Raw genomic sequence first — 24,406 nt, forward strand, 5'->3', positions numbered from 1 at the left:
ACAGCCGATACTTCGATCATGGCGGTGCTTACTTTTCCGAAATAACGGGGGTTTCTTTGATGTGACTGGCGTTTTCAACAGCTGACAACATAAATCCAGCCACAGCACTGCGACGCACCATCATACCAGGTTTAGGGCTGGTGGCCGTGCCAACGATCAAGGTTTTCTCCTTTTCGCTGTTCGACAGCCCCATTGCACGAACCAAAGTCCAATCGGTTTGTGAGGCGCGGAAGGTCTTTTCGGCTGAATTGTGATCGGCATAGGCATATTTCAAGTTTGTACGATTGATCATAAACTTCATGAACCATGGGGCAGAGGCAAAGCTGTCGCCAACACCAGCGGCCGACAAGAAAACAACGCGTTGCTTGCCCAAAGCTGAAATGTTTTCAGCAACTTGCGTCAAGATTTTTTCAGTGCTCACAGGCTTGGCCCAAGGGGCATCCGAAGTACGTGGATTGTTCAAAGCAACAAGAATGGCGTCCACATTCTGTGCCGCACCCGCCACATCTGCGGCATCTGTTGGCGTGCCTTTGATCAATGTCAGTCCATCGCGCGGTGTAACTTTGCTTGGATCGCGCACCAAGGCTGTGATCGCGTGACCTTTGGCAAGACCCTGTGCGACAATGTGCTGCCCAGTGCGCCCAGTGGCGCCTAATACGAGTAAGTTCATGTTTTTTCCTTTTGTCAGGCTGGTGCGCAGCGCAATCAGCCGAATTTATAATTGGAGACTGTGATCCCAGTGATCTCACTGGTGTCATGAAAAATCCGCTCTGCTGGTTCATTTTCAGCAGCACCAAGCGCCACGAATAACGGCACCAAATGGTCTTCTTCGTCATGGCAAATGCGCGCAGAAGGCGCGGTTTCCCAATTCAAAATGGCGTTCAATCGCGCCTCTGGTGAGGCTTTCATCGCGTCAAAGAGCCAAGCATCGAATTCAGCAGAAGGCGCAGTGCCTCCGCTGCGCATCAGGCGCATATTGTGGAAACTCAAACCAGATCCAACGATCAAAATGCCCTCATTGCGCAACGGTTTCAAAGCGCGGCCTATAGCGATGTGATCAGCTGGATCATAGGATTTCAGCATCGACACCTGAAAGATTGGCATGTCCGCATTCGGATACATCACCTCCATCGGGGCATAGAGTCCGTGATCATAGCCACGGGCTGGGTCGATATGGGCTTTGATCCCTGCTTTGGTCAACAAGTCTAGCGCGCGGGCCGCTATTTCGGGCGCGCCTGACGCCTTGTATTCGATCTCGTAGGTATGGGGCGGAAAGCCAGAATAGTCGTAGATCATCGGCGGTTTGGCAGCCCCCATGATGGCAACGTCAGTGTCTTCCCAATGGCCAGAAATCATCAAGATGGCTTTGGGTTTTTCACCAAAATCAGCAACCATTTGTTTCAAAGAGGCCTCAAGCGGAGCAAAAAATTCACGCATCTGCGGCACCCAAGGCCATGGGCCACCACCGTGGGAAATGAAATAGGTGGGAAGTGTGTTGGTCATGATATTTACCCTTGGTTCAGAACGATGTCAGTCAGTGCCTGCGCCACCCAGATGTCGATGTGGATGCCCTTGGAAACGGGGGCTGTATTTGTAGATGTATAAGCCATGTTTGGCACCTTCGATGGAAAACTTTGGGTCTAAACCCCTCTGGTTGTGGTTTACGCTGAATGGTTCTGCGAAAAAATAGGGATAGTTTAGAAGATATCATTCTGATAATCTGATAGACATGGAAGCCCTTACACTTGATCAGTTTGCTGTTTTTCTCGCGATTGTTGAGGAAGGCAGCTTTGCCGCCGCCGCCCGCAAATTGGGGCGTGCGCAATCCGCCGTGACCTATGCTGTGCAAAAGCTTGAAGACCAATCGGGCGTCGAATTGTTTGATCGCTCCAGCTATCGCCCTGCCCTGACCGATGAAGGGCGCGCATTATTGCCGCGAGTGCGCCGTATCATGGATGATTTGGCCGAATTCCGTGTCCAAGCACAGGCTGTATCGAAAGGCGTGGAAGCCGAACTTGTTTTGTTGCTTGAAACGTTTTTACCGCTATCGATGTTTACGCTGGCACTGCGCCGCTTTCACGCGGAATTTCCCATGGTGCAATTGCGGATCATTACCGTGCAGCCCCAAGATGCCACACAGCAGCTCATAAATCATCACGCCGATCTCGGCCTGTTCTTGGCCTCGCCTTTTCCTGAGGCAGCCCTTGAAAGCCGTTTGGTGACAAAACTGGACTTGGTCGCGGTGGCACCACCCGATCACCCGCTTGCACAATTGCCACCGCAGTTTCCAAAAGAGGCCATGCGCGATCATCTGCAAATCGTCGTGTCCAACCCGAAAGCCACCCGCCATGCCCGTGACTATGGTGTCATCGGTGTGAACCAATGGCATGTAAGTGAAATGCGGCTGCGGTACGATCTGGTGAAACAAGGGCTTGGCTGGGGGTCAATGCCCCGCCCCATGGTTGAGGCTGATTTGGCGCAAGGGACGCTGGTGGAACTTTACCCAGCGCAATGGGGATCCTCAAATGTCATGCCCAGTTTTAAGGTCGAAGTGTCAAAACTAAAGGCCAATGCACTGGGGCCCGCAGGTACGTTTTTGTTTGAAACCCTATCTGCATCCCCTGACGATTAACGCCAGTCAGCCAACTCAGTCTCATGACACAATAGGGCAAGGGCCCTGCGCAGGATCAGAACGCAGCCCCGCCATATGAGTTAACCGCCGTAGCTGCGTGTTCCTGCTGTTTTGCCAAAACCACCGCGTGCGGCGACCGCAGCTTTGCTCATAGGAGCTTTGCCCATTGTCGCAGCGGGCTTGGAAAACTGGCTGCTGTTGACGCTGCCTTTGCCCTTATTGGTCGAATAATTGGCCGACCCCGCAGCATTTGTAAAACCGCCGCCTGCTTTTTTATACATCGGCTGAGAATTGGCCATGCCCGCGCGATTGCTTAGCATATTGCCGATCAAGTAGCCTGTGAGCAAAGGCATAAAGATGCCGCTGGACCCTGAGTTGCCCACCTGTTGCGCCTCTGTTCCGCAGGCCCCTTCACCGTGCTGGCTTTCGCAGACCTCTTGGCTTTCATATCGTGGTGCGGCTTCGACATGCAGCGCTTGTGCCTCAGCAAAGGCGATATCGCATTGTTCTGTAGAGGCGAGCCCACCTTGGCCGACTTCGGCTTTACAGGTTTGAACATCAGGATAGGCCTGTGCCTCTACTTTGTCTTCTTGGCACCCCGCCAAAGCGAAGGACGCGGCCCCAAGAATGCAGAAGGCGACAGATTTTGAACGCTTGGTCATATGAAGTTTCCTTAGACTTTAGTCACGGATAAAATGGGGTTTGAAGCGGGACAAATCTTGCGTGATGCGGGATTTGTCTTCACGGATGCTCATGCCTGCGCAGGCTGTGCCAACCATCCACGCGCCGATCACGGGGCGAAACCCGTCAAATTCGGGCAAAGGCTGATAGGCCTGCACAATCTGGGGATGACGTGCATAATCGCTATTGGACGATTTATCTGTCACGCCGCCGCCTTCAAAGATGGAAATAGAGGCCCCTTCGCGTGAAAAGATCGGCTTGCACACATGGGCCTTGGTCAATTGATCTTGAGCGCGGGCAAATAGATCGGCCACGGCTGGGCTTGCCCCGCCTGTGCCTTGCAGCGCTTGATCAATGTCGGATTTAAAGAAGGCAGGCAAAAGATTTGGGTGATTTTCGAACATTGACCACAAAACTGGTAAAATACCTTTGTTTGACAGCACGGCTTTCCACGCGGGTTCTATGAAATCACATTCGGAGGTTTGGATATGTTTGGCGAACTCATCTTCCAACATATCTTCCCATGGGTAGAGCTTAAACAACGTGCCGATGACCCGATCCTGATCATCGATAAATTGGCCATCTTGACTGACGCCCAGCTTTTCTAGATCGAAGTAATGCGCCCCCAGCCCTGCTTCGCGCGCAGCCCAGCCCAGCATTTCAACCGTTGCGTAATCTTCGGCATTGCCTTGGGCGGCGGTGAAATGCACATCCATACCTGACTCAAAGACCTGCGCAAAACGCGTCACCAGAGCTTCGTGAATACCGTTGAATTGATCATCACCAGCGCGCAAAACGCCCAAGCGCAATTGATCTTCCAGCCAAGTCCATTGGTATGATGCGCTTTCAAACAAGGATGTTGGCGTATCCGCGTTATATTCCAACATCTTAGCAGGACCGCTGCCATCATAGGCCAGATCAAACCGACCATAAAGTTCGGGCGCGCCCTGTGCCCAGCTGTTGCGGATCAGGTCGAAATGCGCGTTTGGGATGCCCAGTTTTTCCAGCAGTTCTTCGCTTTTGACGATCTGATCCACCGCATCACGACACATGGCGTGCAATTCGGTTGCGGGATCTTCGATATCCTCTTCGATCTGGCGCAGGGAAAATTGATAGGCCGTTGTTTCGTCCCAATAGGGTTCCCCGTGCATATCAGCAAAGGTAAAGCCAAGCTCAGTCGCTTGATCACGCCAATTTGGGCGTTCTGGAAGTTTAATTTTTTTCACAAAAGCTGCCCCTAAACGTCAAAGATGATCTTTAAAGGGCTGGGCCTTAAATGACCAGAGTGTCGTTTAGTATTCACAGCACAGGTTGTGCAACGCCCCCCATAAGAAGACATCCACATTGCGCGCCATCATGAATTTTCTAAAATTATTTTGGCAAGCGGCACGCAATACATATTTCACGAAGCCATACACATGACCCTCAACGTCTTGGCAAGGCCACACGAAAACAAGGGCGCTGTCATGGACGAGACCTTATTACAAGGCTCAGTCACAAAACTACATTGAACGGCTGCATATCCCACTCAAGACGCAGTGTAGGGTGATCCGTGTTGTCCAACACCATCAAATCAAGTGTGTAGTACCCATCAACACCTTCAACCCATTGAGCTGAAACCATTTTCACAATACCCGCACCTGACACAGGACCGCTGGTCATATCAATAGGCCCCAACATTGTGTCGGTTTTCAAATTAACCAGTGATGTCATAATGCTTTCACGGTCAAGGCCTTTTGCGCCTTTAAGCCCTTGAATACCAACATCAAACAGCCCTTGTGTTGCCCCCAAACGTGAGGTCCATTGGTTGCCCGTCGCGGTTTCATATCCAAAGGCCAACGATAAGCTGCCCACACCTGTTACAGGGGATGAATATGGAAACCCTTTGGTCCATTCGGTCAAAATCGTCAGGCCAATCGCTGATGCGCCGAGACTATCAACATCCTCGGGAAATCCGCCAGTTTTTGCGACTTGCACCACTTTCAGTTTGGCAGATAACGGGCTGGCTTTCAGTTGTGGCATGAACTTCACAAAATCATCATTTTCCATAACGATAATCAAAGTATCGGCACCACCTTTATCCATATGCGCCAGATTTTCAGACCAATCCTGCGCGCCCTTTTCATAGCGCTGAAATGGCAGAACCTCGTATCCCGTTTTTGCATAGGTGCCTGTGAGGAATTTTTCGACGGTAGCAGACTCTGGGCCTGCTTCAATAATGACAGAAACTTTCTTGTTTGAGTTCACTTTGTCGAAAGCGCGCGTGGAGACCACGGAACTATCGGCAATATCCGCACCAATATGGGCCGTCCATTGGAACGGGCTTGGCTGGCCAGCTTTGCCACCACGACCAAAGTACCAAACTTCCCATGGAGGACCGAACGTCAGACATGGCATATTGGCCGCTTCGCAGATGTTTGCGACCTCGTTTAGCGCCTGAGACTCACTTGCGCATAGCATCAAATTGATGCCCTGATCGATCAAGGACTGCGCAATACCAACCGTGCTGTCGATATCAGCGCCCTCTGCGGCCATAATAATATCAACAGGATAAGTGGTGCCCGCGATGTCGATCCCATCTGCCAAAGCGGTGCGCAGTTCTTCAACCACGTATTGTGCATCGGGTGCGGCGCCGCCTGTCGCAGGGTCACGTTCTGGAATAAATCCGATGCGGACCGGCGTCGAGGCATTGGCGAGTGTTGGCATGCCAGCGGCAAGGGCAATGCCAGAGGTCACCCCCATTCTTAGGAATGAGCGGCGAGAGAACTGAGAACCAAAACTGTGCATAAATACCGACCTTGTGACTGATGAGAATAACCTTACGCACCAGCATTATAGTCGAACGCATTTAACGGAGCCTTAAGCCCCAAAAAAATTATGGCATGCAAAAAATGCACGCCCTAATTAATTGATATGGAATAGGAAATTACTTACTAAGTCGGTCCGCATGCCAAGTGAGGTGATCATCCATGAAGGTCGAAATAAAGAAATACGAGTGATCGTACCCCTCTTGAAGCCGCAACGTCAGGGCAATATCAGTATCGACACAGGCGCTTTGCAAAGCATGCGGATTGCAGCCGTCAAAAAAGTTATCAGCAGCCCCTTGATCGACAAGAAGCGCTGGAAATTTTGCACCTTTTTCGATCAAACGCACCGCATCATAATCGGCCCATGCGGCTTGATCCGCGCCAAGATAGGTGGTCAATGCGCCTTTGGACCATTCGGCCGTCGAAGGGTTCGTAATCGGCGCAAAAGCGGAACAGGATTTGAAGGTATCAGGGTTTTTCAAGGCAATCGTCAACGCGCCGTGCCCCCCCATTGAGTGCCCTGTGATGCCTTGGCGGCTCATGTCTGCTGGAAAATTTTCAGCAATCAAAGCAGGCAGTTCTTGCGTGATATAGCTGTACATCTGAAAATGTTTGGACCAAGGCTCTTGGGTCGCATCCACATAAAAACCAGCGCCCTGCCCCATTTGCCAGCTTTCATCATTGGCCACATCATCCCCGCGCGGCGATGTATCAGGGCAAACGATTATAAGGCCAAGTTCGGCGGCTTTGCGGCGATACTCGCCTTTGTCCATCACGTTGGCATGGCTACAGGTCAAGCCTGACAGATACCACACAACGGGGCAGCTTTGCGTTGCCGCTTGCGGTGGCACAAACACAGCGAAAGTCATCTGGGTGCCTGTTGAGGTCGATTGATGCGTGTAAACGCCCTGTGTGCCGCCAAAAGAGAGGTTCGTTGAAACGGTTTCCATGGTTGGACCCTTTTTAAATAGAAAAACCCCGCGCAATCAGAATGTTACGCGGGGTTGTTATAGGTTTAGAAAATGACGACAGAGCGAATGGATTCGCCTTTATGCATCAAATCGAAGCCTTTGTTGATGTCTTCCAAGCCCATTGTGTGGGTGATCATGGAATCGATTTCGATCTTACCATCCAAGTACCAATCAACGATTTTTGGCACATCTGTGCGACCACGTGCGCCGCCAAATGCAGTGCCTTTCCATGTGCGGCCTGTGACCAATTGGAAAGGACGCGTGGCGATCTCTTGACCGGCGCCTGCGACACCAATGATAACACTTTCGCCCCAACCGCGGTGTGAGGCTTCCAAAGCTTGGCGCATCACGTTGACGTTGCCCGTGCAATCGAATGTGTAATCCGCGCCGCCGATTTGGTCATCGCCGCGCTTAGTCATGTTGACGATTTGCTCGACCACATCGCCGCCTTTGGATGGGTTGATAAAGTGGGTCATGCCGAATTTGCGGCCCCACTCTTCTTTATCGTCGTTCAGATCCACACCGATGATCATATCCGCTCCCGCCAAACGCAGACCTTGGATCACGTTCAAACCGATACCGCCAAGACCAAAGACAGCAGCCGTGGCGCCGAATTCAACTTTGGCCGTGTTCATCACAGCGCCAACACCCGTTGTCACACCACAACCGACGTAACAGGCTTTGTCGAAGGCCGCTTTTTCAGAGATTTTCGCCACAGCGATTTCAGGCATCACAGTGTGGTTCGCAAAGGTGGAACAGCCCATGTAATGGTGAATCTTTTGACCCTTGTATGAAAAACGCGATGTGCCGTCGGGCATCAGGCCTTGGCCTTGCGTGGCGCGGATCGATGTACACAGGTTGGTTTTTTGTGATTTACAGGACGCACATTCACGACATTCAGGCGTGTAAAGCGGAATCACGTGATCGCCAACTTTCAACGAGGTCACGCCAGGGCCGACCTCTTGCACAACGCCCGCGCCTTCATGGCCCAAGATGACAGGAAAGATGCCTTCGGGATCAGCACCAGAACGGGTGAATTCATCTGTATGACAGATACCAGTGGCTTTGATTTCGATCAGAACCTCACCCCATTTTGGGCCTTCTAGATCGACTTCTACGATTTCGAGCGGCTTTCCTGCCTCGAATGCGACTGCTGCGCGTGTTTTCATTTTCAATCCCCTATGACGGTTTGCGCATATTTGCGCAGTGCGGCCACTTTAGCGCTACATTTTCGCTCATGATAGGGCTGCGAGGTGAAAAACAGCGCGAAAACCTGTGTAGCGCGTCACTTCCTCCCTGTGCAAAAAATAGGGTTGATTAGCGAATTTAGTCCATTTAGCGCACAGAAAACCCCCAACAGGGGGAGGACCTGAAGGGGGTTATGAGCGTCAGTTGTAGGGATAGACCCTCAACATATGCGGGCGCTTGCGCCCACATTGATACCGTATCTTTTAGCTGCGCGCTGCGTCACGGGCGATGGCTGGAATGTCTGCACGGCTGATACCGATGTCATTCAATTCGCGATCGCTTAGCATGGTCAATTCTTGCATGTAACGTGCTTGGACAGTCGCGATTACGAAAGATTTGTAAATGCGAGAGAACAATTTTGTGAAGCGCTCAGTCAAAGAGGATTGGCCGAACTGTGTGTTTGAAGCTGCATATGCCATTGTAAAGTTCCTTACTTTGTGCGGTTAACATTTGGACGTTTGGTGCAGTGTTGGGCGATTGCCCGTTTGCTTGAGTTGAATATGGGGCAAATGCTGCACTGCAACAACGGACAATGCGAGAACCCCGTTATGCATTAAACGCATACATAATTGATTTACTCATGCGCCTTGCGCAACCGTGCTATGATCGGCACCCCGTTTATGCTGTGTTACCTGCCGCCGACTTTGCACCTGCAGCATAAATGCAATGCTTGCGCACCTTTGCTGCAATGTGATTTATGGGCATCATTAAAACTGGAGCCCTAAAATGACATCTGCAAAAGCCGTCTCCATCGGAGCTGATACTCTTAAAGGTCAAGTGACCCTTGCCAATGATCTGCCATTTGGCTTGATCTGTGGCCCCTGCCAGTTGGAAAGCCTTGATCACGCACGCATGTTGGCCGAAAAAATTGCCAAGGCTTGTGATGCAACTGGCACGCCTTTCATTTTCAAAGGCTCCTATGACAAGGCCAATCGGTCGTCTTTGACGGGTGAGCGCGGGCTTGGTTCTGAACTGGGGCTGACGATCTTGTCGAAAATCCGTGATGAATTTGGCTGCCCTGTGCTGACCGATGTTCATGAAACACATCACTGTGAAATGGCGGCAGAATTTGTAGATATTTTGCAGATCCCTGCGTTTTTGTGCCGCCAGACAGATCTTTTATTGGCCGCAGGCGAGACAGGCAAAGCCATCAACATCAAAAAAGGCCAGTTTTTAGCGCCTTGGGATATGGCCAATGTCGCGGCGAAAGTCGCCTCAACAGGCAATGAAAAGATCATGCTCTGCGACCGTGGCACGTCTTTTGGTTATAACACCTTGGTCTCTGATTTCCGCGGATTGCCGAAAATGGCCGAAACTGGATATCCAGTTGTCTTCGACGCCACCCATTCTGTGCAGCAGCCTGGCGGCAATGGCAATTCCTCTGGCGGTGATCGCACCATGGTGCCCCCGCTTGCGCGTGCGGCTGTGGCTGTGGGCGTGTCTTGCCTGTTTATCGAGGCCCATGAAGACCCTGACAATGCGCCTTCAGACGGGCCAAACATGGTACGCATCGAAGAGCTTGAAGGCTTGCTGGGCACTCTACGCGCACTCGATCAAGTGGTTAAACCCGCTTAACGAAGCCACATAAATAGGCGAAATATCCAGATATACGCCCCCTCGCCGCCACATTTACGTCAATGGGGCGGCAGATTTACCTTTTATATTTATTTTGTCGCAACAGTATTTGTAGCAATTTAAGGAAGGGTAATACATGGCACAGCCTCATCCATCGCAACCAGCGCCTTCGACCGCGCAAACACCAGCAAAGCCAAGTCAGACGCCGCCCGTGAAATTCACCGATTGGGCCGCTTGGTAGGCAATCACGCATTGCTTTGCGCTTATGATGCGTGCAATTTAAGCGGGCAACATTAGGCCAAAACGCGCTATGACCACCACAGCTGATCCCGTTTCCGCCATTCGCAACCTTGGCCCTGCGTCCGAGCAAGAATATGCCCGTGCAGGTATACATACAGCCGATCAGTTGCGTGAATTGGGCGCCGATGCCGCTTACGGCATGCTTTTGGCCGCAGGCAACGCGCCTCATTTCATCGGATATTACGCGCTGGTCATGGGACTTCAGGGGCGACCTTGGAATGACTGCAAAGGTGATGAGAAAAAAGCCCTGCGTGCACGCTTTGACGCGATCAAGGCGGGTAGTGCCAGCGATACAAACGCGGCCCCTGCTGGGATCGAACGTATATTGGATCAAATCGGCGTTGGCACAAAGCGCCAAAGCTAGGTCACTGGCTCAGACCTGCTCCCCAGATTAAAGACCACCGCAGCAAAAAAGGGCCACTCTTTCGAGCAGCCCTTTTAATTCTATTCGTCTCATGAGGCATAGCCCAATCGACCCTGAGGCGGAGCCTCTTAGCCTACAAGTTCAAGACCTGAGAAGAAGTATGCGATTTCTTCAGCAGCTGTTTCAGGTGCGTCAGAGCCGTGAACAGAGTTTTCGCCGATAGACAAAGCAAATTCTTTACGGATTGTACCTTCTGCCGCGTCTGCTGGGTTTGTTGCACCCATAACTTCGCGGTTTTTCGCGATTGCATCTTCGCCTTCAAGAACTTGAACAACGATTGGCTCGGAAATCATGAATTCACACAATTCGCCAAAGAAAGGACGCTCAGAGTGAACGCCGTAGAATTCTTGTGCTTGTGCAAGTGTCAATTGAATACGCTTGGAGGCCACGACGCGTAGACCAGCTTCTTCGAATTTCGCAACAATCGCACCTGTAAGGTTACGTTTTGTGGCGTCTGGTTTGATGATAGAAAAAGTACGTTGGATAGCCATGATGAAGCTCCTTTAAAACGGTTGTAGAGTTTTTGGAACGACGATCACGCACACCCCAAAGATTGCGCGCCGATTACCACGCCCCATAGCGTTTGAAAAGCAATGATTGTGCGACAAAACGCAGTTCCGTAACGATCTTTTGAAAAACCAACGTAACCTGTCGTAATTTTGCGAATATAAGCCCGCAATTTTAGCCATAGGGCGAATTTATCAAGGCCACGTCCAATTCCTCTAGACCGCCCGCATTTCCCCTGATAAGCGGCTGGCATGCTTAAAATCCATGATATCACATATTCAGTCGAGGGTCGTACCCTTTTCGAAAACGCCAGCGTCACCATTCCGACGGGCCATAAAATCGGCATCGTTGGCCGCAATGGGGCAGGTAAATCCACCCTATTCAAATTGCTGCGTGGTGAATTGGTTTTGGAAACAGGGTCAATCGAATTGCCGTCACGGGCCAAAATCGGTGGTGTGGCCCAAGAGGTGCCTGGCAATGAAGTGTCTTTGATCAATACGGTTTTGGCCGAAGACAAAGAACGCGACGCCTTGATGAAAGAATCTGAAAGCGCAACAGACCCGATGCGCATCGCGGAAATTCAAACCCGCTTGGCCGATATCGATGCTTGGAGTGCCGAAGGGCGTGCCGCGGCCTTGCTGCGCGGCCTTGGATTTACCGAAGAAGAAATCCACATGCCCTGCTCTGAATTTTCAGGCGGTTGGCGTATGCGTGTGGCGCTGGCGGGCGTGCTGTTTTCACAGCCCGATTTCTTGCTACTTGATGAGCCGACCAACTATCTGGATCTTGAGGGCGCTTTATGGCTGGAAAGCTATCTTGGCCGTTACCCGCATACGGTTTTGCTGATTTCGCACGACCGCGCTTTGCTGAACCGTGCTGTGAATGGCATTGTGCATCTGGAAAGCAAAAAACTAACGCTTTATGCGGGCGGCTACGATGACTTTGCCAAAACCCGTGCAGCCAAACGCGCTGTACAAGCGGCGGCTGCGAAAAAACAAGACGCAGCGCGAGAGCACCTGCAAAGCTTTGTGGACCGCTTTAAAGCCAAGGCATCAAAGGCGAAACAAGCGCAGTCTCGGGTGAAAATGCTTGAAAAGATGGATAAAATCACAGCGCCTGAAGATGCGGCGCGTGTGGTCTTTACCTTTCCAGAACCCGAAGAATTGTCCCCGCCGATCATCAATATGGAAGGCGCATCTGTTGGCTATGACGGCAAACAGATTTTAGGAAATCTGGATTTGCGCATCGACCAAGATGACCGTATCGCGCTTTTGGGTCGCAACGGCGAAGGCAAATCGACTCTGTCGAAACTGCTGTCAAAAGCGCTTGATCCCATGGGCGGAAGATTGAACCGCCATAACAAATTGCGCATCGGTTTCTTTGCGCAGCACCAAGTCGAAGAATTGGATTTCTCAGAAACACCGCTTCAGCATTTGACCGCTGCTATGCCAGGTGTCTTTGGTCCGAAACTGCGCGCCAAACTGGCCAGTTTTGGTCTGGGTGCAGACCAAGCAGATACCCAAGTCGGGCGTCTGTCTGGTGGCCAAAAAGCACGTTTATCTTTGCTTTTGGCGACTTTGGATGCGCCACATTTGCTGATCCTCGATGAGCCGACCAACCACTTGGACATCGAAAGTCGCGAAGCGCTGGTTGAGGCTTTGACCGCCTATACGGGCGCCGTCATTTTGGTGTCGCATGATATGCATTTGCTCAGCTTGGTCGCGGATCGGTTGTGGCTGGTCAAAGATGGTCGGGTATCGCCCTATGAAGACGATCTGGACACCTACCGCAAACTGTTGATGCAGGGCGATGAAAAGACCAAGATCGACAAAAACGTGCGGGCAAAATCCAAGTCCAAGGAAAAAGCAGCTGTTAAACCCGCTAAGGTTTATTCGCGCGATGAAATCCTTGCATTACGTTCTGAGGCGCGCAAATGTGAACAACGTATGGCGAAAATCAATGAGATGGCAGAAAAGCTGGAAACCAAACTGGCCGACCCTGCCCTTTATGATGACAAGCCCTCTGCGGTGATGTGGCAAAAAAAGTATAACGAGGTCTGCGATGCCAAAAACCGCGCCGAAGATCTTTGGATGCAAGCCCTAGAGAAATTGGAAAAGGCTGAGAAATAGTTTTGGATCTACAATTTTTGATCACAGCGTTTTTCACGCTTTTCGTTATCATTGATCCAATCGGGTTGATGCCGCTTTTTGTGGCGCTGACATCAGGGAGTTCTCCCCAACAGCGCCGCGGCATTGCCATTCGCGCCACCACCATCGGCTTTGCTATTTTGATTATCTTCGGTCTGTTCGGCGAAGCTGTTTTGAACTTTGCTGGCATTTCTATGGCGGCATTCCGCATCGCTGGGGGTGTTTTACTGTTTCTCACTGCGCTGGATATGTTGTTTGAGCGACGCTCAAAACGGCGCGAAGATCAGGCCTCGCAGCCTGATATTTCCGAAGACGATCCCTCTGTCTTTCCCCTCGCAACCCCTTTGATTGCAGGTCCAGGTGCGATTGCATCAATGATCTTGCTGACGGGCCAGACCGACACAACTATCGGATTTATTTCGGTTTTCGGCGTATTGGCCATCGTTCTTTTGATTATGCTGGCCCTGTTCATCATGGGCGGTCTGCTGGAGCGTGCCTTGGGACCGACAGGGGTGAATGTGGTGACGCGTATCCTAGGGATGTTGCTTACAGCGCTGTCTATTCAGTTTATTTTGGATGGCTTGCGCGAAGTTGGTGCTTTGCCCTACTGACATTTGTTTCCCCTCGCCCTAAATATAGCGCATGGATGAATTTGACACGGGGCGTTTGCTCTATCTTGTGGTGCTTTTGGGCGCATTGGTTTTTTACACGCTCATCGCCAATCGGCGGGCCATGGGGCAAATGCTGCGGCATTTGGTGCTCTGGGCGCTGTTGTTTATCGGCGTCTTGGCTGGCTATGCGCTGTGGCAAGATCTCGTGCCGCGCTTGGCCCCTGTACAGATCACCCACGGCACTGGCGTGATTGAAATCCCCAAAACCCGCGGCGGTCATTTTGTTTTGACGGCTCAGGTCAACGGCGTCCCCATTGAGTTTTTGGTCGATACGGGGGCAACACATGTTGTCTTATCCCATAGCGACGCAGAAAAGTCGGGCATTGCATTAGACAATCTTGCTTATACTGGCATGGCGCAAACGGCCAATGGCGCAGTCGAAACCGCAGCTGTAAATATCGACACCTTAAATGTGGGCGGCGTGCAAGACAACGACATGCGCGCCTATGTCACCAAAGGCGACCTGTTTGGTTCTTTGCTGGGCATGTCTTACTTGCAACGCTACGACAAGATTGAAATCACGCGTGATAAACTTATCCTAACGCGCTGATATTATGTCTTATTCAGGCTTGGGGTGCTGGGCTTTCATTTGCCATTTTCCCGTTTCCTCAGACCAGTATTGCGCTGTCGCGCCTGCATCCGTCAGGCTTTTCCATTGGCCGCGTGCCTGTTGTAAAGCCTCTGGATCATGGCCATCAAACAAAATACACACACGGTCAGCCGCGGCAATTTCATCAGAAGTCACATCCGCGCCTTGGATACACATGAGACAACTGGCACTATTGCCACCCGCGCCTGTGGTGAGCAAAACAGGTTGATCCGCGTCATGCGGCCCCCCTGCCATGCCATGAGGTAAAAAGCCCTCGCGCTGCCATAAAGCAACATCAAGGGCGCGCAATTGCGCATCGGCGCGGCCGCGCACCTCAACCCGCCAACCTGCTGAAAGCGCCTTTTCCACCAATGTGGCCAAAGTTTTTTCCAGCGGATTGCGGGTCAAATGGTAGAAATAGGCCGCGCCCATGGTTTAGGCTTCCTCGGCTGGGATCAGGTTTTCGACAAAGCGGTTGAGCGCCAAAACGCCCCAGCCTGTCGCACCTTTAGGGGCCAAATCGGTCGGCGCTTTCACAGAGGCGACGCCTGCGATATCCAAGTGAATCCAAGGCGTACCCTCTTGCACAAAGCGCTGCAAATACTGCGCGGCAGTGATCGAACCACCTGCCCGCGTGCCCACGTTTTTCATATCGGCAATATGAGATTTAAGTTGCGCGTCATAGGACTTGCCCAAAGGCATCCGCCACGCGCCCTCAATTTCTGTGCGCGCGGATTTCATGAAGGCTTTGCAAAAATCATCATCATTTGAAAACACACCTGCATTGTCATGGCCAAGACCCACTATGATCGCGCCTGTCAAAGTGGCCAGATCCACCATGCCGCGCGGTTTGAAACGCTCTTGCGTGTACCACATTACATCGCACAGAACCATGCGCCCTTCTGCGTCTGTGTTGATGATCTCAACAGTGTCGCCTTTCATGGATTTGATCACATCTCCAGGGCGGATCGCATTGCCATCGGGCATGTTTTCAACCAAGCCCACAAGGCCCACGACATTGGCAGCTGCTTTGCGCAAAGCCAGCGTTTTCATCACACCAGAGACAACACCAGCGCCGCCCATATCCATGGTCATGTCTTCCATACCGCCCGCAGGCTTAATAGAAATGCCACCCGTGTCAAAGACGACCCCCTTGCCAACCAAGGCCAAGGGCGCCTCGTCTTTGCCACCCTTCCATTGCATCACAACCACTTTTGATGGGCTGCGCGATCCTTGGCCGACAGCCAGCAAAGTGCGCATGCCGAGGGCTTCAAGCGCGTCTTCTTCTAGCACTTCAACTTCAACGCCCAGTTTTTCCAAGTCTTTCAAACGATTGGCAAATTCAGTGGTCGTCAAAACATTCGCAGGCTCTGACACGAGATCGCGGGTAAAGAAAACGCCTTCGGCCAATGCGGTCACTGCGGCAGCGTCAAGATCTTCGACTTTGCTGACCGCCATGGTCACGGTCGGCGTTTGTGTGGCAGGGCCTTCGGATTTATGATCCGTGAAAGCATAGGCTTTGAGCAAGACACCAAGCGCCAGATCTGACAAACGGCGCGTTGGACCCGCCAAAACAAGCACGTCTTTTTTGCCCAAGGCACCGCCGATTGCGGCCCCCGCTTTGCGCGCCAATTCTGTTTGCGCCGAGCGTGACAGTTTCACCACCTGCACGGCCTCGGCTTGAAGACCAACGGGGAAAGCTAAGTCCTGTGCTGTGCCTTCTTCAAGCGCTTCAAAGGCTTCGCTTTCGATGTACCGCGCCAAAGCGCCTTTCATCAAACGGTTCACACGACGCGCAGCCGCGCTCATCTTGCCATCTTCAGGCACCAAAACCGCCACGCGTCCCGTTGCAGTCGCGATGGTATCCAAGTCGATTTCGGTCACGGATAAAGTTGCAGGTGTGGTCATGGGGACTCCAATGTAAACAAAGCGCAAGCGCGCGGATGAGGTCAATTTTGCGGCTGGTGCGGGTTTCCCCCTGACCGAACCATAAAACAATTGCCCTATAGGTAGCGATCTCGCAGGCAGTTTGCCAGAGCTTGCGGTGCTGGTTTTTGCGCAAAGGCCTAGGCGCTTCGTTGCATGGGGTCAAAATTGCCGCGCATTATGGGTTTCAGCGCAGCGCCGTAGCAGCTAAACTGCCCTAACTGTTTGGACCTTGGGGATCATTTTGGGTAGATTCGATAGATACTTGCTACAACAGCATATTTTGTTGTTCGGGCTGTTTTCTCTCATCCTTGTTATGGTGTTTTGGGTCAACAAAGCTGTGAGCTTGCTGGATCAATTGATGAGCGACGGTCAAAACATGTCGCTGTTTCTCAAATTGACCTCACTCAGTTTGCCCATGCTGATTGCAGATGTTTTGCCGATCACAGCTTTTATCGCCACGGTCTTTGCGATCAACCGCATGAGCAATGATTCAGAACTGGTGGTCATCCAAGCCACGGGGTTCAGCCCATGGCGTTTGGGGCGTGCTGTTATTGCGTTCGGGTTGATCGCATCTTTGATGGTTGCCTGTTTGACCCATGTTTTATCCCCCTTGGCGCGCGGCGAATTGGCCATAAATCAAGCAGAAATGTCGCGCGATGTCACAGCGCGCTTGTTAACGGAAGGCACATTTGTACACCCCGCAAATGGTATCACCTTTTATGTGCGTGAAATTAATGCGTCTGGGGAATTGCTAGACGTCTATTTGTCAGACAGCCGTGGCAAAGACCAGCGCATCAACTTTCTTGCGCGGCGCGCTTTAATCGTCAGCGATACCGAAGGCCCCGTTTTATTGTTGTTTGATGGGGCTTCGCATGCCCTTAACACCAAAACGCAGCGCCTATCTGTGACGACGTTTGACAGTTTTGCCTATAATCTGGCCCCATTTTTAACCACCACGGACATGGCCGAGCGTTCTGTCCGCAGCATCCCAAGTGTCGAATTCTTCACCAATCAAGCAGCCGTTCTGGCAGAGACTGAATTGACGGCAATGGAATTGCGTCAGACTTTTCATGAACGCACCAGCAAGGCCCTTTTGGCCGCCATCGCCACCATTATCGGGTTTGCCGCTCTTGTTGCAGGCGGATTTTCCCGCTTTGGCCTTTGGCGTCAGATATTCTTGGCAATCGGCTTGCTGATTCTTCTAAAAGCTGTCGACTCTGCCGTTATTTCAACCAGCAGCAACATGCCAGAACTGTGGGCATTGCTCTATGTTCCAAGCGTCATGGGCTTTTGCTTGGCTGGCCTTATTTTATGGTACACGTCACATCCACATCTATTCCGTAGGCGCGCAAAACAAACACCACAGGTGCCACAATGATATTGCATCTCTACTTCGCTCGCCGTGCTTTATCTGCGATTGCAACGGTTGTTGGCATCCTTGTTGTTTTGATCCTGATGATCGAAATGTTGGAGCAAATCCGAAAGTTCGGATCGGCGGAAATTTCCTTTGGTCAGATTGTGTATCTCGCCATTTTGCGGGTGCCAGAAACCCTGCATGCTGTGTTGCCTGTGATCATTGTGATCGCCACGCTGATCTTATTCTTGGGCCTATCGCGATCCTCTGAGCTTGTTGTCACGCGTGCTGCAGGGCGCTCTGCCATGCGGTCCCTATGTGCCCCTTTGAGCGTTGCTTTTATCATCGGCATGCTGGCTGTGGCAATTTTAAACCCATTGGTGTCCTCGTCATCGCGTAAATTCGACCAACTCAAAGCGCAATATCTTGATGAGCAAACCCAAGTCTTTTCTGTCTCAGACGAAGGTCTGTGGCTGCGTCAAGGCAATGCTGATGGGCAGGTCGTCATCCGCGCCAGCCAAGCAAATTTCGACGGGTCACAATTGTTCAACGTCACCTTTTTGGGCTTTGATACGGGCGGATCTCCTTCATTTCGGATTGAAGCAAATATCGCTGAATTAACCCCCAGCCAGTGGAATATGTCGGCCGTCAAATATTGGGATTTGCAAAACAGTTTAAACCCTGAAGCAAACGCCGTGCTCTATGACAATTATTCTTTGCCAACAACGCTCACCTTAGATGAAATCCAAGATACCTTTGGCACCCCTGCTGCGGTGCCGATTTGGGAAATGCGGGCCTTCATCCAACGGTTGGAAAAAGCTGGTTTTTCGGCGCGGGCCTATAAAATGTGGTTCCAAAGTGAATTGGCTTTGCCACTCACATTGGTCGCCATGATGCTGATCGGTGCGGGTTTCACCATGCGGCACACGCGCTTTGGCAGCACTGGACGGTTGGTCACAACCGCGCTTTTGCTTGCCTTTGCCTTCTTTTTTCTACGCAACTTTGCAAATATCTTGGGGCAAAATGGTGAGATCCCGATCATTTTAGCGGCTTGGGCCCCGCCTATTGCCGTTATTTTCGCAAGCCTTGCCTTTTTACTTCACATCGAGGACGGGTGATCATGAAGGTGTTGAAATCCTTGCCCAAAACCAGTGCTAAAATCACCGCCAAACAGACAGGCGGCCCGTCAAAATTTGCCTTGGTGGCTGCACTTGCCGCAGGCGTATGGGCGGGCACCCCCCTTGATTTACACGCACAGTCAGCACGCCCCACGGCGAGCTCAACTCAGCGCACGCAAGAGCCCCAAACGGCCGCACTTTTGGCAGATCAGGTGGATTTTAACGCCGGTCAGTTGACAGCCAGCGGGAATGTGCAGGTGCTTTACGGCGACACGCAAATGAGCGCCACGCAGATCGTATATGATCGCGATACGGGCGGACTTTCGATCACTGGGCCTATTCGGTTGGCACAAGACGGGGCTGATTTTATCGTCTTGGCCTCTGCCGCTGAACTCGACGCAGATCTGCGCAACGGCATATTGACCTCAGCGCGTTTGGTGATTGATCAACAGTTTCAATTGGCAGCAGCCAGTATGGAGCGGGTCGATGGGCGCTATACCAGCTTGAACCAAACCGTAAGTTCAGCCTGTCGCATTTGCGAAGGCTCACCGATCCCGCTTTGGCAGATCCGCGCCAAACAAGTGCTGCATGACAGCGAAGCGCGACAGTTGTATTTCACGGATGCGCAGTTTCGATTGTTCGATGTGCCTGTATTTTTTCTGCCCCGTTTACGCCTGCCTGATCCCACGCTTGATCGCTCCGTTGGTTTTTTAATCCCGCGGTATCGCAGCAGTTCAACTTTGGGCGTCGGCGTTCAATTGCCCTATTTCATTCCCATCGGCGACAACCGCGATTTGACTGTAGCCCCCTTTGTCACAACCAAATCTCGCACTTTGGATTTACGGTATAGGCAGGCCTTTACGCGTGGCGAGCTAGAAGTCAACGGCGCTGTGACCTCAGATGACACTGGCAATGGATCGCGCGGATATACCTTTATAGACGGCACATGGGACCTCTCCAAAGATCTGACATTTGGCATAGATTTGCGTGCCACATCGGATATTTCTTATCTGCTGGATTACGATATTTATGACCGCGACAGGCTATTTTCGCGCATTTGGCTTGATCGTTTTACGCAAACATCCGCTTTAGATGCCCAAGTGCAGCACATCCGAACCCTGCGCGATTCCGAAATTGATATCGCAGACACTTTGCCATTTTTGCTGGGTGATATTTCATATGAACAGCAATTTTACCCTGACAGATTTGGGGGAACTGCTTGGATAGAACTTTCGGCTGCAGGATATTACCGCAAAGCGACCACTGATATTGATGGCACGGATGTGCTGCGTGGCTCTGCGCAAGCGGGGTGGAAAACCAGTAAAATCCTGAACAATGGCTTGCGCTTGGATGGTGAAGCGTCCTTGACCTATGATGCCTATCTCATTGAGCAAAACAGCACATATGACACCACAGTTTTGCGCGCGACCCCAGCGGGTTTGTTGCGCCTGTCATATCCGCTTGAACGGCGCATAGCATCAGGCGCGCAGCAGGTTTTAACCCCCATCGCGCAGCTGTCATGGGCCAAGACCTATGGCGGCGATGTGCCCAATGCTGACAGTATTTTGACCGAATTTGACGCAGGAAACCTCTTTGAAACCGCACAGTTTTCGGGGGCAGATCGGCGCGGCGATGGTTTGCGCGCCACTTTGGGTCTGAAGTTTTCACATATCGGACCCAAAGCAAATTTCGACGTAACACTGGGCAAAATCTTTTCCCAAAGCGATGATGCTGGCTATACGCCTATTTCTGGCCTCTCGACCAAGCGCTCAGATTTTCTGATTGATGTGTCGTCGCAGGTGTCTGACTCTGTATCGCTTGGCGCGCGCGCTCTGCTTGATGCCGATTTATCCTTTACCAAGTTTGAGACCCGATTGGACATCGCCCGAGAGCGCTACAATTTGGCCCTGATGCATTCCTATGTTCTGGCCAGCCCAGTCGAGAACCGTGACACTGATCTATCAGAACTCACATTAGATACCGCAATCAAGCTAGGGACTAATTGGACAGCCTTTGCAGATTACCGCTATGATTTCGAACAAAACCAAGCCGCGACAGCAGGGATTGGGCTGGAATATGCCAATGAATGTGCACGGGTAAAACTGGGCGCTGACCGCCGCTATACAGAATCCAACGCCGTTGAGCCGACAACAAATTTTGCGATCACTGTCTCATTCGGAGCCTTTGGAACCGATGCGACAGCGGCCCAATCGGTTTGCGGATTTTGACCCAGATCGACCACGCTAAAATTGGCCGCTTGGCCCCCCGACCGAAACCGCTTATGAAAGACGTAACGAAGATGTTGAAGACACGAGGGCGGGTATGACACGCATGATCATCCAAGCAAAGATCGCACAAAAACGCAAAGCGCTGCGCGCCATTTTGCACGCTGGGTGCTTTGCCAGTTTGGCACTTGGTGCTGGGTTTGGCGCCCTATCGCCCGCCTATGCGCAAAACCTGTTTGCCCCTGTGGCCACGGTCAACGAAAGCGCTGTCACGCGATATGAATTGCAACAACGCATGCAATTGCTCAGCGTTTTGGGCGGCGGCAGCACTGAATCATTGGTCTTGGACAGTTTAATCGAAGAACGCCTAAAGCTGGCTGCGGCCGCACGCGTTGGAATTTCTGTCTCAGATGAGGCCGTTGCCACAGGCATTCGAAATTTCGCAGAGCAAGGCGGGCTCTCCCCCGAACAGCTTTTGACGCTTTTGGGGCGCAATGGCGTATCGGCGCAAAGTTTCCGTGACTATGTGGTCGCAGGCTTGGTTTGGCGTGACTACGCACGCGCGCGCTTTTCTTCAAAGGTGAATATTTCCGAAGCTGATGTTGATCGCGCCTTGCGAAATGCTGGACCGTCTGGCGGCATTATGGTGTCCATGTCCGAATTGTTCTTACCTGCGCGCAATGCGGAAGAACGCGCAGCATCTGAAAGATTGGCCAAACAAATCGCAGCCAACCCAAGCATTTCAGCCTTTGCTGCCGCCGCGCGTAAATATTCTGTGGCCCCAAGTGGTGAACGATCAGGACGTATGGACCCAACGCCAATTGGCAATTTGCCAGGGCCTTTGCGCGTTGCTGCCTCTACCTTGAAGCCAGGTGAAATATCTGCACCCTTGTCGACCGATAATGCAATCGGCATTTTCCAGTTGCGCCGCTTGGATGAAATCGAAGCCCCGACACCACGCGCCACAAGTTTGGAATATGCAGCCTATTACATTGCAGGCGGTCAAACTGAAAAAGCGCGCGCAACAGCGGCGAAAATTCGCGCCAATGTGGACACTTGCGATGACCTTTATGGGGTCGTACCAGCGGCTTTGCTTGACCAATTGGAAATCGACACCTTGAATGTGTCTGAAATCCCCAATGATGTGGCGGTTGAATTGTCGAAATTGGACGCAGGCGAAAGTTCGACAGCGCTGACACGCGCCAATGGTCAAACTTTGGTGTTCCTGATGCTCTGCGACCGTAACTTTGACAATCAGTCTAGCACAGACCGCGATGCTATTCGGTCTGATTTGACCAGCAAAGCCATTGGCGCTTTGGCTGCAAATCATTTGGCTGAATTGGAAGCAGACGCCTATATCAAGCGAAATTAATCATGCAACACAGACGCCCCCCTATCGCGCTGACTTGCGGTGAACCTGCGGGCGTCGGTCCTGAAGTCGCTGCCAAGGCGATTTTGGATATGAAAGGCCGTGTGCCTTTCTTTTGGATCGGCGACCCGCGCCACCTGCCCGTTCAGACCTCATTCGCGGAAATCAAAGCCCCTCACGAGGCCTATGATGTGCCTGCGGGGGTTTTGCCTGTGCTCTGCCACTTGTTTCCTGCACCAGCTGAAGCGGGTGTCGCAAATTTTGCCAATGCGCAGGGCGTGATTGATGTCATAGCCCGCGCTGTGGATTTGGTCAAAACGGGCCAAGCGTCTGGGATTTGCACATCACCAATACACAAGAAAATTCTTAAAGATGGCGCTGATTTCGCCTATCCGGGACACACGGAATATTTAGCCGATCTGGCGGGTGTGGATCACGTTGTCATGATGCTGGCCTGTTCTGAACTGCGCGTTGTACCAGCAACGATCCACATAGCTTTGAAAGATGTAGCTGATCAGTTCACGCCCGAAGTCTTGGAAGAAACCATTCGCATCACAGCCAATGATCTGACGCAACACTGGGGCATTGAACGCCCGCGCATCGCCATTGCGGGCCTGAACCCCCACGCGGGCGAAGGTGGTGCCATGGGATCTGAAGAACTAGACTGGATGAATGGGTTGTTGGACACTCTGCGTGGGCAAGGTTTTGACCTAAAAGGGCCAATGCCCCCTGACACCATGTTTCACGCCCGTGCGCGCCAAGCCTATGATGTGGCGATCTGCGCCTATCACGACCAAGCGCTGATCCCGATTAAGACCATCGATTTCGACGGTGGTGTCAACGTCACATTGGGCCTGCCTTTCATTCGGACATCCCCCGATCACGGCACAGCGATGGATATCGCAGGCCAAGGCATAGCCAACCCTTCATCCCTTATCGCGGCGCTAGATATGGCGTGGGATATGGCAGAACGATCCGCAAAGGACAGCGATATATGACCAGTTATGATGGGCTTCCCAGCCTTAAAGATGTGATCCAAGCCCATGGATTAATTGCAAAAAAGTCATTAGGGCAAAACTTTCTACTTGATCTTAACTTGACGGCAAAAATTGCACGCCAAGCGGGCGATTTAACCAAATGCGATGTGCTTGAGGTCGGCCCTGGCCCTGGCGGTTTGACCCGTGGCCTGCTGGCCGAAGGCGCACGCAAAGTTTTGGCCGTCGAAAAAGATTCCCGTGCGATGGGTCCATTGGCAGAAATTTCAGACGCTTATCCGGGCCGCCTAGAAATCATCAACGCAGATGCTTTGGACATCAACCCGCTAGAGCAACTGACCCCCCCTGTGCGGATCGTGTCGAACCTGCCCTATAATGTGGGAACTGAACTGTTAATCCGCTGGTTGACCCCAGATGTGTGGCCGCCCTATTGGGCCTCTTTGACTTTGATGTTTCAACGCGAAGTCGCCAACCGTATTGTCGCAAAGCCCGGAAATAAAACTTATGGGCGTCTTGCGATTTTAAGCCAATGGCGCACAAATCCACGTTTGGTGATGGAATTACCGCCCGAAGCCTTTAGTCCACCGCCGAAAATTCATTCCGCTGTCGTGCATTTCGAGGCTTTGGAAAAACCACGTTTTGAGGCCGATGCGAAAACATTGGAGCGGGTTGTGGCCGCGGGTTTTAATCAACGCCGTAAAATGCTGCGTGCCTCGCTTAAGGGCGTGAAGCCAGAGATCGAAGACTATCTTGTGGCCGCGGGCATCAAGCCGACAGAACGTGCCGAGCAGGTGCCACTTGAAGGCTGGTGTGCCCTTGCCCGCGAGATTGCAAAGGACTAATCGCAGGCGCTCACCTCAGTGA

General features: G+C 52.0%; 23 protein-coding genes. 12 read left to right on the forward strand and 11 right to left on the reverse strand.

The window, feature by feature from the left end; translation table 11 throughout:
- Positions 1–28 precede the first annotated feature (28 nt).
- Positions 29–670 (reverse strand): NAD(P)-dependent oxidoreductase, encoded by a 642-nt coding sequence (locus tag EDD53_RS03535; RefSeq protein ID WP_123791803.1) that lies wholly within the window; start codon positions 668–670, stop codon positions 29–31.
- A 35-nt stretch (positions 671–705) separates the two neighbouring features.
- Positions 706–1,503, reverse strand: coding sequence for a DODA-type extradiol aromatic ring-opening family dioxygenase (locus tag EDD53_RS03540; protein ID WP_123791804.1), 798 nt, complete (start codon positions 1,501–1,503; stop codon positions 706–708).
- A gap of 226 nt (positions 1,504–1,729) precedes the next feature.
- Here EDD53_RS03540 and EDD53_RS03545 point away from each other — a divergent pair, with 226 nt between their 5' ends.
- Positions 1,730–2,632, forward strand: a complete 903-nt coding sequence (locus tag EDD53_RS03545) for a LysR family transcriptional regulator (protein ID WP_123791805.1) — start codon at positions 1,730–1,732, stop codon at positions 2,630–2,632.
- An 80-nt stretch (positions 2,633–2,712) separates the two neighbouring features.
- Here EDD53_RS03545 and EDD53_RS03550 read toward each other — a convergent pair whose 3' ends face one another.
- From EDD53_RS03550 to EDD53_RS14940, 6 genes are all read right to left on the reverse strand, one after another.
- Entirely contained in the window at positions 2,713–3,294 is a 582-nt protein-coding gene (locus tag EDD53_RS03550) for a DUF1190 domain-containing protein (protein WP_123791806.1), read from the reverse strand.
- Between the two features lie 18 nt (positions 3,295–3,312).
- A complete protein-coding gene (locus tag EDD53_RS03555) occupies positions 3,313–4,539 on the reverse strand; it encodes a glutathionylspermidine synthase family protein (protein ID WP_123791807.1) in 1,227 nt (408 codons plus the stop codon).
- Positions 4,540–4,807: 268 nt separating this feature from the next.
- The gene (locus tag EDD53_RS03560) at positions 4,808–6,100 is read right to left on the reverse strand and encodes an ABC transporter substrate-binding protein (RefSeq protein ID WP_123791808.1); all 1,293 of its coding nucleotides are present in this window, start codon (positions 6,098–6,100) and stop codon (positions 4,808–4,810) included.
- 139 nt (positions 6,101–6,239) lie between these two features.
- Positions 6,240–7,070 carry an S-formylglutathione hydrolase gene (fghA, locus tag EDD53_RS03565; RefSeq protein ID WP_123791809.1) on the reverse strand — a complete coding sequence of 277 codons (831 nt, stop codon included), beginning with the start codon at positions 7,068–7,070 and terminating at the stop codon, positions 6,240–6,242.
- 65 nt (positions 7,071–7,135) lie between these two features.
- Positions 7,136–8,260: an S-(hydroxymethyl)glutathione dehydrogenase/class III alcohol dehydrogenase gene (locus EDD53_RS03570; RefSeq protein WP_123791810.1), complete on the reverse strand. Its 1,125-nt coding sequence runs from the start codon at positions 8,258–8,260 to the stop codon at positions 7,136–7,138.
- 282 nt (positions 8,261–8,542) lie between these two features.
- On the reverse strand, positions 8,543–8,758 hold the full coding sequence (locus EDD53_RS14940) for a DUF1127 domain-containing protein (RefSeq protein ID WP_123791811.1): 216 nt from the start codon (positions 8,756–8,758) through the stop codon (positions 8,543–8,545).
- A gap of 307 nt (positions 8,759–9,065) precedes the next feature.
- Between EDD53_RS14940 and kdsA the strand changes: the two genes are divergently transcribed.
- Together kdsA and EDD53_RS03585 are read left to right on the forward strand one after the other, a co-directional pair.
- A complete protein-coding gene (gene kdsA / locus EDD53_RS03580; RefSeq protein ID WP_123791812.1) occupies positions 9,066–9,914 on the forward strand; it encodes a 3-deoxy-8-phosphooctulonate synthase in 849 nt (282 codons plus the stop codon).
- Positions 9,915–10,224: 310 nt separating this feature from the next.
- Positions 10,225–10,578 carry a TfoX/Sxy family protein gene (locus tag EDD53_RS03585; protein ID WP_123791813.1) on the forward strand — a complete coding sequence of 118 codons (354 nt, stop codon included), beginning with the start codon at positions 10,225–10,227 and terminating at the stop codon, positions 10,576–10,578.
- A gap of 128 nt (positions 10,579–10,706) precedes the next feature.
- Here the strand turns inward: EDD53_RS03585 and ndk are convergent, their stop codons facing one another.
- Positions 10,707–11,129, reverse strand: coding sequence for a nucleoside-diphosphate kinase (gene ndk / locus EDD53_RS03590; protein ID WP_123791814.1), 423 nt, complete (start codon positions 11,127–11,129; stop codon positions 10,707–10,709).
- A 267-nt stretch (positions 11,130–11,396) separates the two neighbouring features.
- On the opposite strand from ndk, the gene EDD53_RS03595 reads away from it, so the two are divergent.
- From EDD53_RS03595 to EDD53_RS03605, 3 genes are read left to right on the forward strand one after another with little or no spacing between them, the layout of a single operon-like run.
- Entirely contained in the window at positions 11,397–13,274 is a 1,878-nt protein-coding gene (locus EDD53_RS03595) for an ABC-F family ATP-binding cassette domain-containing protein (protein WP_123791815.1), read from the forward strand.
- Between the two features lie 2 nt (positions 13,275–13,276).
- Entirely contained in the window at positions 13,277–13,903 is a 627-nt protein-coding gene (locus EDD53_RS03600) for a MarC family protein (RefSeq protein ID WP_123791816.1), read from the forward strand.
- Between the two features lie 31 nt (positions 13,904–13,934).
- Positions 13,935–14,513 carry a retropepsin-like aspartic protease family protein gene (locus EDD53_RS03605; protein WP_123791817.1) on the forward strand — a complete coding sequence of 193 codons (579 nt, stop codon included), beginning with the start codon at positions 13,935–13,937 and terminating at the stop codon, positions 14,511–14,513.
- A gap of 9 nt (positions 14,514–14,522) precedes the next feature.
- On the opposite strand, the gene EDD53_RS03610 is transcribed toward EDD53_RS03605, so the two are convergent.
- Both EDD53_RS03610 and EDD53_RS03615 read right to left on the reverse strand, forming a co-directional pair.
- Complete coding sequence (locus EDD53_RS03610) at positions 14,523–14,984, reverse strand: DNA polymerase III subunit chi (RefSeq protein WP_123791818.1); 462 nt, start codon at positions 14,982–14,984, stop codon at positions 14,523–14,525.
- A gap of 3 nt (positions 14,985–14,987) precedes the next feature.
- Positions 14,988–16,460 (reverse strand): leucyl aminopeptidase, encoded by a 1,473-nt coding sequence (locus EDD53_RS03615; protein ID WP_123791819.1) that lies wholly within the window; start codon positions 16,458–16,460, stop codon positions 14,988–14,990.
- A 283-nt stretch (positions 16,461–16,743) separates the two neighbouring features.
- Here EDD53_RS03615 and EDD53_RS03620 point away from each other — a divergent pair, with 283 nt between their 5' ends.
- The 6 genes from EDD53_RS03620 (at position 16,744) to rsmA (ending at position 24,384) form a co-directional block, all read left to right on the forward strand.
- Entirely contained in the window at positions 16,744–17,859 is a 1,116-nt protein-coding gene (locus tag EDD53_RS03620; protein WP_170162671.1) for an LptF/LptG family permease, read from the forward strand.
- Positions 17,856–18,953, forward strand: a complete 1,098-nt coding sequence (gene lptG / locus EDD53_RS03625; protein WP_123791821.1) for an LPS export ABC transporter permease LptG — start codon at positions 17,856–17,858, stop codon at positions 18,951–18,953. The genes EDD53_RS03620 and lptG overlap by 4 nt, the downstream gene beginning before the upstream one ends.
- A gap of 2 nt (positions 18,954–18,955) precedes the next feature.
- Complete coding sequence (locus tag EDD53_RS03630; RefSeq protein ID WP_123791822.1) at positions 18,956–21,181, forward strand: LPS-assembly protein LptD; 2,226 nt, start codon at positions 18,956–18,958, stop codon at positions 21,179–21,181.
- A 94-nt stretch (positions 21,182–21,275) separates the two neighbouring features.
- On the forward strand, positions 21,276–22,550 hold the full coding sequence (locus EDD53_RS03635; RefSeq protein ID WP_123791823.1) for a peptidylprolyl isomerase: 1,275 nt from the start codon (positions 21,276–21,278) through the stop codon (positions 22,548–22,550).
- A 2-nt stretch (positions 22,551–22,552) separates the two neighbouring features.
- Positions 22,553–23,545, forward strand: a complete 993-nt coding sequence (pdxA, locus tag EDD53_RS03640) for a 4-hydroxythreonine-4-phosphate dehydrogenase PdxA (RefSeq protein ID WP_123791824.1) — start codon at positions 22,553–22,555, stop codon at positions 23,543–23,545.
- Positions 23,542–24,384 carry a 16S rRNA (adenine(1518)-N(6)/adenine(1519)-N(6))-dimethyltransferase RsmA gene (rsmA, locus tag EDD53_RS03645; RefSeq protein WP_123791825.1) on the forward strand — a complete coding sequence of 281 codons (843 nt, stop codon included), beginning with the start codon at positions 23,542–23,544 and terminating at the stop codon, positions 24,382–24,384. The genes pdxA and rsmA overlap by 4 nt, the downstream gene beginning before the upstream one ends.
- Positions 24,385–24,406 lie beyond the last annotated feature (22 nt).

This window comes from Pacificibacter maritimus (assembly GCF_003814915.1).
GTDB classification, from domain to species: Bacteria; Pseudomonadota; Alphaproteobacteria; order Rhodobacterales; family Rhodobacteraceae; genus Celeribacter; species Celeribacter maritimus.